Below are 12,955 nucleotides of genomic sequence, written 5' to 3'. Positions count from 1 at the left end.
AGAGAGTTAATCATGAAAAAAATTTGGCTGGCGCTGGCTGGTATGATTCTGGCATTTAGCGCAACTGCTGCGCAGTTTACCGACGGCAAGCAGTACATTACGCTGGACAAGCCTGTTGCTGGCGAGCCTCAGGTGTTGGAGTTCTTCTCCTTCTACTGCCCGCACTGCTACGAGTTTGAGCAGGTACTTCATGTTTCTGACAACGTGAAGAAAAAGCTGCCGGAAGGCACCAAAATGACGAAATACCACGTTGAGTTCCTTGGCCCACTCGGTAAAGATCTGACTCAGGCATGGGCGGTCGCGATTGCGCTGGGTGTGGAAGATAAGATCACCGCGCCTCTGTTTGAAGCCGTACAGAAAACCCAGACCGTACAAACTACGGCAGATATCCGTAAAGTGTTCGTGGATGCCGGTGTTAAAGGTGAAGACTACGACGCTGCCTGGAACAGTTTCGTGGTGAAATCTCTCGTGGCACAGCAGGAAAAAGCTGCCGCTGACTTCCAGTTGCAGGGCGTGCCGGCGATGTATGTTAACGGCAAATACCAGGTGAATATGCGTGGTATGGACACGACCAGCATGGATATCTTCGTACAACAGTACGCTGATACCGTGAAATACCTGGTTGAGAAAAAGTAACAAACATAAAGAAAAACGCCGGTCACTGACCGGCGTTTTTGTATGAAGATTTAATCTTAGCTATCTGCTCGTCTTTCTCTTTCCAGAGTGTATTAAGCCAAAGCTGGAAACGACGTTTGAAGTTTTTATCGTTGACATAATCCCCGTGCAGTTCAGTGTTGACGGGCATCAGATCAACGCGGACAACGATACGCGTCAGCCTGCCGCTGAGCATATCGTAGAACGGCGTCCTGTCATTTTCCGGATAGCAGAGCGTTACGTTCAACAATTTATCGAACTGCTCACCCAGCACGTTGAGCGCCATTGCGATGCCCGCAGCCTTTGGCGGCAACAGGTTCCGATAAGGAGAACGAGTCTGCTGGCGCTTCTCTTCGGTAAAGCGTGATCCTTCGACGAAGTTAACAATGGTGGTGGGATGCGCGCGAAACTTCTCGCAAGAACGGCGCGTGGTTTCCACGTCCTTACCGCGGCGTTCCGGATGACGAATTAAATAGCTGCGTGAATAGCGTTTCATAAACGGCATATCCAGCGCCCAGCAGGCCAGTCCAATGAAAGGCACCCAGGCCAGCTGCTGTTTCAGAAAGTATTTGTTCATCGGAATGTGTTTGCGAAACAGTACGCACAATACAACGATGTCGGCCCAGCTGTGGTGATTGCAGATCAGCAGATACCAGTTCTTTTTGTTCAGCTTCTCCAGCCCCTGAACATCCCACTTCAGCCAGGGGTTCAGATGCAGCAGGATCGCCAGCCCTTCACACCAGCAGTACATCATAAAATTACAAAAAGCAGACACCGCGCGCCATACCGGAGGGACAGGCAGCAGAAGTTTAATTATTCCGGCAACGATGATTGGCACAGAACAGGCGATGGTAACCAGAATAGTTAAAATGACGCTTAACCATAATGTTATCGCTGCGAGTATTCTCGACATAATGAATTTATTCAGATAGTTAGCTGTAATTGAGCAGCCGGCTATCCGGTGCTGGGCGCCGATCTTATCAGAAATTCGCTCAGACCAGGGCGGTTTCACACCAGGAGGCTGCGGCTTTTACTGCCAGGCAGCGAATTTTTGCATATAGACAGAGTGCTTAAGTCTTATATCCACATAGACTAAATAAACATCAGTGAAGCGCGATCTTAAGTGATCTTATAGCAACACTTTGATTTTATTAGATAAGTAAGTTTTCAGTATCACTTTTATAAAGCTGTTATTCACCTGTATTAAAAATATGCACAAACTTATCCACAGTTTTGTTTTGCGAGCGATCTTCCCGATCGCAAAATCTTTTTCTGTATAAAGCGCTAAAACCTGATGTTTTCATCCTTCTGTGGCATCCTTTACCCATAAATTCATAAAAGGCACGGACATTATGGTTCAGATCCCAGAAAACCCACTTATACTCGTCGATGGCTCTTCTTACCTGTATCGGGCGTATCATGCGTTTCCTCCTCTGACCAACAGCGCAGGGGAACCTACCGGCGCAATGTACGGCGTGCTGAATATGCTTCGCAGCCTGATTCTGCAATACCACCCAACCCATGCGGCCGTGGTGTTTGATGCGAAGGGTAAAACCTTCCGCGATGAATTATTTGAGCATTACAAATCTCACCGTCCCCCTATGCCTGACGATCTGCGTGCGCAAATTGAACCGTTGCACGCTATGGTGAAAGCGATGGGGCTGCCACTGCTGGCGGTCTCAGGCGTTGAAGCTGATGACGTAATTGGTACCCTGGCGCGCGAAGCGGAAAAAGCAGGCCGCCCGGTTCTGATCAGTACCGGTGATAAAGACATGGCGCAGCTGGTAACGCGCGGGATCACGCTGATCAACACCATGACAAACACCATTCTTGGCCCGGAAGAAGTGGTCGCCAAATATGGCGTGCCGCCAGAGCTCATTATTGATTTCCTCGCCCTGATGGGCGATTCCTCGGATAACATTCCGGGCGTACCGGGCGTAGGCGAAAAAACAGCTCAGGCGCTGCTGCAAGGGCTGGGCGGGCTGGATACGCTGTATGCAGAACCCGACAAAATTGCCGGTCTTACCTTCCGTGGCGCAAAAACCATGGCCGGAAAGCTCGCCGATAACAAAGAGGTGGCTTATCTCTCCTATCAGTTGGCCACCATCAAAACTGACGTAGAGCTGGAGCTTACCTGCGAGCAGCTGGAAGTGCAGGAACCCGCCGCCGACGAACTGCTTGGCCTGTTCAGAAAATACGAATTTAAACGCTGGACCGCGGATGTTGAAGCCGGGAAATGGCTTCAGGCGAAAGGGGCTAAACCTGCGGCGAAGCCGAAAGAGACCATCGTTGTCAATGCCGAAGAGCAGGCAGAAGAAGAGGCGGTAGCGCTCTCCTTCGACAACTATGAAACCATCCTTGAAGAGCCACGGCTCATCGCCTGGATTGAAAAGCTGAAAAAAGCGCCAGTATTTGCTTTCGATACCGAAACGGACAGCCTTGATAACATTACGGCTAATATGGTGGGCCTGTCATTCGCAACGGAGCCGGGTATTGCAGCCTATGTTCCGGTGGCTCACGACTATCTGGATGCGCCGGAGCAAATCTCCCGCGAGCGCGCCTTAGAACTGCTGAAGCCGATTCTGGAAGACGAGAAAGTGCTGAAGGTTGGGCAAAACCTGAAGTACGACCGCGGTATTCTGCAAAACTACGGCATTGAGCTGCGTGGTATCGCTTTTGACACCATGCTGGAATCTTACATTCTGGACAGCGTGGCGGGCCGCCATGATATGGATTCCTTATCCGATCGCTGGCTGAAACACAAAACCATCACCTTTGAAGAAATTGCCGGTAAGGGCAAAAATCAGCTGACCTTTAACCAGATCGCGCTGGAAGAAGCAGGCCGCTACGCCGCGGAAGACGCTGACGTCACGCTACAGCTGCATCTCAAAATGTGGCCGAAATTGCAGAAGCACGAAGGGCCGCTGAATGTGTTCCAGAACATTGAGATGCCGCTGGTGCCTGTGCTGTCCCGCATTGAGCGCAATGGCGTTAAAATCGACCCAACGGTGCTGCATAACCACTCTGGTGAGCTGGCGCAGCGCCTGACCGAGCTTGAACAGAAAGCGCATGAGCTTGCTGGCGAGGCATTTAACCTGTCTTCACCGAAACAGCTGCAAACCATCCTGTTTGAAAAACAGGGTATCAAGCCGCTGAAGAAAACCCCGGGTGGCGCCCCTTCAACGTCTGAAGAGGTGCTGGAAGAGCTGGCGCTGGACTATCCGCTGCCAAAAGTTATTCTGCAATACCGTGGTCTGGCTAAGCTGAAATCGACCTATACCGACAAACTGCCGTTGATGATCAACCCGAAAACGGGCCGCGTGCACACCTCCTATCACCAGGCTGTGGCGGCGACCGGGCGACTTTCGTCAACCGATCCTAACCTTCAGAACATTCCGGTGCGTAATGAAGAGGGCCGCCGTATTCGCCAGGCTTTCATTGCGCCAGAGGATTATCTGATTGTCTCCGCGGACTACTCGCAAATCGAACTGCGTATTATGGCGCACCTGTCACGCGACAAAGGCCTGCTGACGGCCTTTGCCGAAGGGAAGGACATCCACCGGGCAACCGCTGCCGAAGTGTTTGGGCTGCCGCTGGAGAGCGTGACAAACGAGCAGCGTCGTAGTGCAAAAGCGATCAACTTCGGTCTGATTTACGGCATGAGTGCCTTTGGTCTTTCACGCCAGCTCAATATACCGCGTAAAGAGTCGCAGAAGTATATGGATCTCTACTTCGAGCGGTATCCGGGCGTGCTGGAATATATGGAACGTACCCGCGCACAGGCGAAAGAGAAAGGCTACGTTGAAACGCTGGATGGCCGTCGTCTCTACCTTCCGGACATCAAATCCAGCAACGCCGCGCGCCGGGCTGGTGCTGAACGTGCTGCGATCAACGCCCCTATGCAGGGCACTGCGGCGGACATCATTAAACGCGCAATGATTGCCGTCGATGCCTGGCTCGAAAAAGAGAAACCGCGCGTGAAAATGATCATGCAGGTACACGATGAACTGGTCTTTGAAGTTCATAAAGACGATCTGGAGACGGTCTCTCAGAAGATCCATGAACTGATGGAAAACAGCATGAAGCTGGACGTACCATTGCTGGTGGAAGTGGGTAGCGGCGAAAACTGGGATCAGGCTCACTAAGGGTTATCGGAATAACGCGCGTTTTATGTAAGTAAGCAACATAAGTACGCGCGTTTTGTGACGATCATTAGAATTCCCTATGTAAAGAATGAAAAAAAACTACAAAAAGTGCTTTGTCCAGCGATAAAAAAAGAGTAGAGTTAACGACGTAGGGTACAGAGGTAAGATGTTCTATCTTTCAGACCTTTTACTTCACGTAATCGGATTTGGCTGAATATTTTAGCCGCCCCAGTCAGTAATGACTGGGGCGTTTTTTATTGCGGCAAAGAAAGTTTCAGGCGAAAAAAAGCGCGGTCATCGCCGCGCCTGTTGTTACTCTGCTTCCGCTTCAGTCGCCGGTTCCAGATCGTTAAACCAGCTGTCGAGCTTCTGTCGCAGTTTATCCACGCCCTGCTTTTTCAGCGAGGAGAACGGTTCAACCTGTACATCACCGTTGAATGCCAGCACCGCTTCACGAACCTTGTTCACCTGCGCCTTGCGCGCGCCGCTTGCCAGCTTATCCGCTTTTGTCAGCAGCACCAGCACCGCAATATCGCTTGCCACCGCCCAGTCAATCATCTGCTGGTCGAGATCTTTTAGCGGATGACGAATATCCATCAGCACCACCAGACCTTTCAGACACATGCGTTTTTCCAGGTATTCACCCAGCGCACGCTGCCATTTGATCTTCATCTCTTCCGGTACCTGCGCGTAACCGTAGCCCGGTAAATCGACCAGGCGTTTGCCTTCAGCCACTTCAAACAGGTTAATCAGCTGAGTACGGCCAGGTGTTTTCGAGGTACGCGCCAGGTTTTTCTGATTGGTGAGCGTATTCAGGGCACTGGATTTTCCCGCATTGGAGCGGCCAGCAAATGCCACTTCAATCCCTGTGTCTGAGGGCAGGTGGCGAATATCGGGCGCACTGGTGACAAAATGCGTCTGTTGGTAGTTCCAGGTAGTCACGTGGTCGTCTCCAAAAATCGTAATCTGCGGGGATTATACCTGAATGCGGGCAAAAGGCTTTTCCCTTCGTCATTGACATGTAAGTGAAAGCCCTACGGAATGTAAGAGATCTGCCCTTAAGCGTATGAGAAATTTAAGAGAAATCGCAGGCGCTAAAAAACTCAAAATATTAAAATTCAAAGAGTTATTAATGAGTAATTATCTGAAAATCCGGTTTTGTACCTTTTCATAGCTTGTTAGTTTAAGGGAACAAGGTAAAGTGTGTGCCAGGGCGAGGATGCCAACAGGATAACGACTTAAGGATAAGGGTCAGGAGCGCCAGGAGGCGAAGACTCAGGATTGTCAGGACGACCGGCGCCTGGAGGCGTTTTTAACAGGAAACGGAACCGTATCACGGACGGTAGTAGCCAAGGGATAAACAGGGTTTGTTGCAGGCAAACAGGGAATGTCTGACCCGTTAAGGGTTGTGAGTCAGGAAAAAAGGCGACAGATTGCTCTGTCGCCTTTTTTCTTTGCTTGCTTTCTGCTAGATTTCGCCGCAATTCTATACTGAAGAAAACGACTTAAAGATAAAACATCATGAAAAAACCGACCTCCGCTGCGGGCGTGAAACGCCCTGCAAAAGCACGCCGCAAAACGCGCGAAGAACTGAATCAGGAAGCGCGCGATCGCAAACGCGATAAAAAACATCGTGGCCATGCTGCGGGTAGCCGTGCTAACGGTGGCGGTGCCGCAGGCGCTTCTGCAAAAGGCAAACAGCAGAAAGATCCTCGTATCGGCAGTAAAACTCCCATTCCACTGGGCGTGACAGACACGCCGGTCACTAAGCAGCACAAACCAAAGAGCGAGAAACCTATGCTTTCACCGCAGGCTGAGCTGGATATGCTGGAGAACGATGAGCGCCTGGATGCGCTGCTGGAACGTCTTGAAGAGGGTGAAACCCTGACCGCTGAAGAGCAGTCCTGGGTGGACGCCAAACTGGACCGCATTGATGAACTGATGCAGAAGCTGGGTCTGTCCTACGATGATGAAGAAGACGAAGAGGAAGACGAAAAGCAGGAAGATATGATGCGTCTGCTGAAAGGTGGAAACTAACATTTGCACCCGGCAGGTACACTCGTCCTGCTTATAACCCTTCCGGTTATATGTTATCTGGTGTGGTTATTCGTTAAACTACGGCGGTTGTCGCGGCGACAGAAGTGGCTGCGCACCCGAATGATGTCCCGCAACGGGACCAGAAGGGGCCGCCGTATACGAACGCGACACCAACGGAAGGAGTGAGCATGTCTGTACCATCTATCGACTGGGATTTGGCCCTGATCCAGAAATATAACTATTCCGGGCCGCGTTATACCTCATACCCCACCGCGCTGGAGTTTTCTGACGCTTTCGGCGAGGCGGATTTTCAGCAAGCTGTGGCGCGCTATCCCGAACGCCCGCTGTCGCTCTACGTCCATATTCCGTTCTGCCATAAGCTCTGCTACTTCTGCGGCTGCAATAAAATCGTTACCCGCCAGCAGCACAAAGCCGATCAATACCTCGATGCGCTCGAACAGGAAATTCTGCACCGCGCACCGCTGTTTAAAGGGCGTCACGTCAGCCAGCTTCACTGGGGCGGTGGTACGCCAACCTATCTGAATAAAGCGCAGATCAGCCGCCTGATGGCGCTGCTGCGCGGCAATTTTAGTTTTAACGACGACGCCGAAATTTCGATCGAGGTCGATCCGCGTGAAATCGAGCTGGATGTGCTGGATCATTTACGCGCCGAAGGTTTCAACCGCCTGAGTATGGGCGTACAGGACTTCAACAAAGAAGTACAGCGCCTGGTAAACCGCGAGCAGGACGAAGCGTTTATCTTTGCCTTACTCAACCATGCGCGTGAAATCGGCTTTACCTCAACGAATATAGACCTGATTTACGGCCTGCCGAAGCAGACGCCGGAGAGCTTCGCCTACACGCTTAAACGCGTGGCTGAGCTTAACCCGGACCGTCTGAGCGTCTTTAACTATGCGCACCTGCCGACGCTGTTCGCCGCTCAGCGCAAAATCAAAGATGCGGATCTGCCTTCCGCCCAGCAGAAGCTGGACATTTTGCAGGAGACCATCGCCTCGCTGACCGAAACCGGCTATCAGTTTATCGGAATGGATCACTTTGCCCGCCCTGACGATGAACTGGCGATTGCCCAGCGCGAAGGTGTTCTCCACCGTAACTTCCAGGGCTACACCACCCAGGGCGATACCGATCTGCTCGGAATGGGCGTCTCCGCCATCAGCATGATTGGCGACTGCTACGCCCAGAATCAGAAAGAGCTGAAGCTGTACTATCAGCAGATAGACGAAACCGGCAACGCGCTGTGGCGCGGCATTGCGCTAACGCGCGACGACTGCATCCGTCGGGACGTAATTAAGGCGCTTATCTGCAACTTCCGTCTCGAATTTCGCGAGGTGGAGTCGCAATGGGATCTGCAATTCAGCGATTACTTTGCCGAAGACCTGAAGCTTCTGGCGCCGCTGGCGAAAGACGGGCTGGTGGATGTGTCGGAGAGTGCGGTTGTCGTCACGCCGAAAGGACGTCTGTTGATTCGTAATATCTGCATGTGCTTCGATGCCTATCTGCGTCAGAAGGCGCGTTTACAGCAGTTCTCGCGGGTGATTTGAGCTGTAATGCCGGGTGGCGGCTTTGCCTTACCCGGCCTACTTAAGTGCGAGATGTAGGCCGGGTAAGCGAAGCGCCACCCGGCTTTTCATCGACAGCTCGTTAGCTAAACAGCCCAACCAGTGCCGCACACAATACCGCCGCAACGGCAGTTTGTGGCGTGTGGCTTTCTGCTGCTCCGCTCGAAAGCAAAGTCACTAATGATTCCAGCATGATGCTCCCCCCTGTTTCCGGGCACGATCATACAAAACTCATCGGAACAGTAAAGCGCAAAATAACGGCACTTTGCGCTCAATTAGTAACCTTTACACAGCGGAGTAAGATCACTCCATTCCCAGCTCTTTCAGCTTGCGCGTCAGGGTGTTTCGACCCCATCCCAACAGGCGAGCCGCTTCCTGTTTGTGGCCCTGGGTATGACGAAGCGCGGTAGTCAACAGCGTGCGCTCCATCTCAGGCTGCGCTTCGGAGAGCAGATTTTGATGACCGGAACGCAGCGCGCGATCTGCCCACTGCGCCAGCAGCGTCGCCCAGCTGTCCGGCAGCGCATGTCCGGCGGTGCTTTCGGGCACGGTGGCTTCAAACAGCTCGGCGGGGAGATCCTGAATCAACACTTCCTGTCCGGCGGCCATCACGGTCAGCCAGCGACAGGTGTTTTCCAGCTGACGCACGTTGCCCGGCCACGCCAGACGGGTGAGGGCGGCATCCGTTTCCGGATGAAGCTGCTTGGCTTCCACGCCCAGCTCGCGGGCCGCCACTTGCAGGAAATGGCGCGCCAGACGCGGGATATCTTCCCGACGCTCGCGCAGCGGCGGCAGGTGGACGCGGATCACGTTCAGACGATGGAATAAATCCTCACGGAATTTCCCCTCCTGCACGCGCAGCTCCAGGTTCTGGTGCGTCGCGGCAATAATACGCACGTCCACCTTCACCGGCGCATACCCGCCCACGCGGTAAAACTGGCCATCTGCCAGCACGCGCAGCAGTCGGGTCTGAACATCCAGCGGCATATCGCCGATTTCATCCAGGAATAGCGTTCCGCCGTCAGCCTGTTCAAAGCGTCCCTGACGAATGGTATTTGCCCCGGTAAACGCCCCTTTTTCGTGGCCGAACAGCTCAGATTCAATCAAATCTTTGGGGATCGCCGCCATGTTCAGGGCGATGAAAGGCGCTTTCGCCCGCGGGCTATGGCGATGCAGGGCGTGCGCAACCAGCTCTTTACCGGTCCCTGATTCACCGTTAATCAAGACGCTGATAGACGAGCGCGACAGACGCCCGATGATGCGAAACACGTCCTGCATGGCCGGCGCTTCACCGATGATGTCCGTCGTAGGCCCGAAATCCGGCGCGTGTCGGGGCTGCTGTTGCTCCTGATAGTGGCTGATGGCGCGTTCGACCAGGGCAACGGCTTCGTCGATATCAAACGGTTTTGGCAGATAATCAAACGCCCCCTGCTGGTAGGCGCTAACGGCGGCATCCAGGTCGGAGTGGGCGGTCATTATGATGACCGGAAGCATGGGGTGGCGCTGTTTGATCTGCTTTAAGAGCGCCAGTCCGTCCATGCCCGGCATGCGAATATCCGAGAGCAGAACGTCCGGCGTTTTGGTGGTGAGTGCGTCGAGCACTTCGCTGCCGCTCTCAAATGTCGTGCAGCTTAATCCCGCTCCTGTGAGCGCGCGTTCAAGCACCCAACGGATGGAGCTATCGTCATCGACTACCCAGACTATCCCTCGTTGCATAAACGTCACCTTTATTTTTTAATCGGCAGGAAAACCGAAAACTCGGTATGTCCCGGCCAACTGGTAAATTCAATTTTGCCGGAGTGTTGGTCAATCAAATTACGGGCTATGGATAACCCCAGCCCGGTGCCGCCTTCGCGACCGCTGACCATCGGGTAGAACAGGGTGTCCTGGAGATGCGGCGGGATCCCCGGCCCGTTATCTTCCACATCAATACGTGCCGCCAGACGATAACGCACGCCGTGCAGCGTCAGCTGGAACGCGGTGCGGGTACGCAGAATAATTTCGCCACCCTCCGGGCCCAGCGCCTGCAACGCGTTACGCACAATGTTCAACAGCACCTGTTCAATCTGGTCTGGATCGTGCGCCAGCTCCGGCAGGCTTGGGTCGTAATCACGCACCAGCATGACGTTATCCGGCAGCTCCATTGAGACGAGTTTCACCACCCGCTCCGCGACCTTGTGAATGCTTTCTGACACATGCATCCCCGGCTGCTGCGGCCCGAGCAGGCGATCGACCAGATTACGCAGACGGTCCGCCTGCTCGATAATGACGTTGGTATACTCCGCCAGGGCAGGGTCAGGCAGCGCTTTGGTCAAAAGCTGTGCCGCACCGCGTAAGCCGCCCAGCGGGTTTTTAATTTCATGAGCCAGCCCGCGTACCAGGTCGCGCGCCGCAATCTGCTGAGCATGCTGTAGCTGCTCCTGGCTGAGACGACGCTGGTTATCCATCGGCGCCATTTCCAGCAGAATCATGCCATCTGGCAGGCGCTGTGCGGTGAGGGACAAAATATGCGAGCGTCCGTCAATCACCAGCGTCACTTCGTTATCGGTGAAGCCCTGACCCGCCTGCAAACTCTCCTGCATCAGGCCAATATTAAGCGAGAAATAGCTCAGCAGTTCCGGCAGCGGCGTGCCAAACAGTTTACGGGCGCTTTGAGCGAGCAGCTGCTGCGCCGCCGGGTTGGCGTAATGCACCGCCAGCTCGTCGTCGACCAGCAAGATACTGTTAATCAAAGAATTGAGGATCTGCCCAGCATCGGGCAGCGTGCCAGTTGCCATTCAGCAGTCTCCTGGAGTCGTTGCACTATTTTAGTGCAGTATAGCGTTTTAGAGGTAAAAAGCGCGTGAGATCAGGTTGTTGGTGGAGAAAAAAGCCCATCCGAAGATGGGCTAAAGTTTCCACGGCAACTACTCCCGACGCGTATGCGCCGGGTAAAACAAATCAATTAAACGCTGTAGTACAGTTCGAACTCAACCGGGTGCGGCGTCATGCGAACGCGGTCGTTTTCTTCGGTACGCAGCGCGATGTAAGCGTCGATTGCTTCATCGGTGAACACGCCGCCAGCGGTCAGGAACTCACGGTCTGCGTCCAGCGCTTGCAGGGCTTCTTCCAGCGAGCCAGCGACCTGTGGGATCTCTTTCGCTTCTTCTGGCGGCAGGTCGTACAGGTTTTTGTCCATGGCTTCGCCCGGGTGGATCTTGTTCTTGATACCGTCCAGACCGGCCATCAGCAGTGCTGCGAAGCACAGGTATGGGTTAGCCGCCGGGTCCGGGAAGCGCACTTCGATACGACGCGCTTTCGGAGACGCCACCACCGGGATACGGATAGAAGCAGAACGGTTACGGGCAGAGTACGCCAGCATCACCGGTGCTTCGTAGCCTGGGACCAGACGCTTGTAGGAGTTGGTGGTCGGGTTCGCCAGGGCGTTGATCGCTTTAGCGTGTTTGATAACACCGCCGATGTAGTGCAGCGCCTGCTCAGACAGACCCGCGTATTTGTCGCCAGAGAACAGGTTGGTGCCGTTCTTGGACAGGGACATGTGGCAGTGCATGCCGGAACCGTTGTCGCCGAACATGGGTTTTGGCATGAAGGTCGCGGTTTTACCGAAACGGTGCGCAACGTTGTGCACAACGTATTTGTAGATCTGAATCTCATCCGCTTTTTTGGTCATGGTGTTGAAGCGGGTTGCGATTTCGTTCTGGCCAGCCGTTGCCACTTCGTGGTGGTGCGCTTCAACAACCAGGCCCATCTCTTCCATGATCAGACACATGGTAGAACGGATGTCCTGTGAAGAATCGACCGGAGGAACCGGGAAGTAACCGCCTTTCACGCCCGGACGGTGACCTTTGTTACCACCTTCGTATTTGGTGGAAGAGTTCCATGCGCCTTCGATGTCATCGATAGCGACGTGGGAACCAGAAATGGAAGCACCAAAACGGATGTCATCGAACAGGAAGAACTCTGGCTCTGGCCCGAACAGAACGGTGTCTGCGATACCGGTAGAACGCAGGTACTCTTCAGCGCGTTTTGCGATGGAGCGTGGGTCACGGTCATAGCCTTGCAGCGTGCCAGGTTCCAGGATATCGCAGCGGATGATCAGCGTAGGTTCTTCGTAGAACGGGTCAATGAGCGCAGTGGTTGCATCTGGCATCAGAACCATGTCGGATTCGTTAATGCCTTTCCAGCCGCCAATGGAGGAGCCGTCAAACATTTTGCCTTCTTCAAAGAATTCGGCGTTCACCTGATGAGCAGGGATCGTGACGTGCTGTTCTTTACCTTTGGTATCGGTGAAGCGCAGATCAACAAACTTCACTTCATGTTCGTTCAGCATCGTCAAAACGTGTTCAGCGGACATACTTAACTCTCCAGATTGGTCATTGTCGTCGTGGTAACGAGGTCTTCAAATCGGCTGGGCTGCCATATTTTTACTGTATTTCTGTAAAGCGAAATCTGTGCCAACTTTTAAAACACCCCAAAAAGGCGTTATCATGCGCACCATAGTGCAGAAGGGCTGCACCACATTGGATTTGTTGCACCATT

Annotated in this window: 10 protein-coding genes; 4 read left to right on the top strand and 6 right to left on the bottom strand. The window is 53.5% G+C overall.

Annotation, left to right across the window (positions count from 1 at the left end; translation table 11 throughout):
- Positions 1 to 12 precede the first annotated feature (12 nt).
- Complete coding sequence (dsbA, locus tag ACQG1Y_RS23350; RefSeq protein ID WP_015569896.1) at positions 13 to 636, top strand: thiol:disulfide interchange protein DsbA; 624 nt, start codon at positions 13 to 15, stop codon at positions 634 to 636.
- Between the two features lie 22 nt (positions 637 to 658).
- On the opposite strand, the gene ACQG1Y_RS23345 is transcribed toward dsbA, so the two are convergent.
- The gene (locus tag ACQG1Y_RS23345; RefSeq protein ID WP_049012784.1) at positions 659 to 1,567 is read right to left on the bottom strand and encodes an acyltransferase; all 909 of its coding nucleotides are present in this window, start codon (positions 1,565 to 1,567) and stop codon (positions 659 to 661) included.
- A gap of 439 nt (positions 1,568 to 2,006) precedes the next feature.
- Here ACQG1Y_RS23345 and polA point away from each other — a divergent pair, with 439 nt between their 5' ends.
- Entirely contained in the window at positions 2,007 to 4,799 is a 2,793-nt protein-coding gene (gene polA, locus ACQG1Y_RS23340; RefSeq protein ID WP_062938420.1) for a DNA polymerase I, read from the top strand.
- A gap of 312 nt (positions 4,800 to 5,111) precedes the next feature.
- Here polA and yihA read toward each other — a convergent pair whose 3' ends face one another.
- The gene (gene yihA / locus ACQG1Y_RS23335; protein ID WP_003861913.1) at positions 5,112 to 5,741 is read right to left on the bottom strand and encodes a ribosome biogenesis GTP-binding protein YihA/YsxC; all 630 of its coding nucleotides are present in this window, start codon (positions 5,739 to 5,741) and stop codon (positions 5,112 to 5,114) included.
- Positions 5,742 to 6,320: 579 nt separating this feature from the next.
- Here yihA and yihI point away from each other — a divergent pair.
- On the top strand, positions 6,321 to 6,836 hold the full coding sequence (gene yihI / locus ACQG1Y_RS23330) for a Der GTPase-activating protein YihI (protein ID WP_015569898.1): 516 nt from the start codon (positions 6,321 to 6,323) through the stop codon (positions 6,834 to 6,836).
- Between the two features lie 188 nt (positions 6,837 to 7,024).
- Entirely contained in the window at positions 7,025 to 8,398 is a 1,374-nt protein-coding gene (hemN, locus tag ACQG1Y_RS23325) for an oxygen-independent coproporphyrinogen III oxidase (protein ID WP_015569899.1), read from the top strand.
- Positions 8,399 to 8,498: 100 nt separating this feature from the next.
- Here hemN and ACQG1Y_RS23320 read toward each other — a convergent pair whose 3' ends face one another.
- The 4 genes from ACQG1Y_RS23320 to glnA form a co-directional block, all read right to left on the bottom strand.
- Positions 8,499 to 8,609: a YshB family small membrane protein gene (locus ACQG1Y_RS23320; RefSeq protein ID WP_017382667.1), complete on the bottom strand. Its 111-nt coding sequence runs from the start codon at positions 8,607 to 8,609 to the stop codon at positions 8,499 to 8,501.
- Positions 8,610 to 8,719: 110 nt separating this feature from the next.
- Positions 8,720 to 10,132, bottom strand: a complete 1,413-nt coding sequence (glnG, locus tag ACQG1Y_RS23315; protein WP_003861919.1) for a nitrogen regulation protein NR(I) — start codon at positions 10,130 to 10,132, stop codon at positions 8,720 to 8,722.
- Between the two features lie 11 nt (positions 10,133 to 10,143).
- Positions 10,144 to 11,193, bottom strand: a complete 1,050-nt coding sequence (gene glnL / locus ACQG1Y_RS23310; RefSeq protein WP_063138947.1) for a nitrogen regulation protein NR(II) — start codon at positions 11,191 to 11,193, stop codon at positions 10,144 to 10,146.
- A 167-nt stretch (positions 11,194 to 11,360) separates the two neighbouring features.
- Positions 11,361 to 12,770, bottom strand: a complete 1,410-nt coding sequence (gene glnA, locus ACQG1Y_RS23305; protein WP_003861925.1) for a glutamate--ammonia ligase — start codon at positions 12,768 to 12,770, stop codon at positions 11,361 to 11,363.
- Positions 12,771 to 12,955: the final 185 nt, after the last annotated feature.

Origin of the sequence: Enterobacter cloacae complex sp. 397G4 (genome assembly GCF_050031515.1) — a bacterium.
In the GTDB taxonomy this organism is placed as follows: Bacteria; Pseudomonadota; Gammaproteobacteria; order Enterobacterales; family Enterobacteriaceae; genus Enterobacter; species Enterobacter hormaechei_C.
This window is presented reverse-complemented; position numbering and strand designations above follow the sequence as displayed.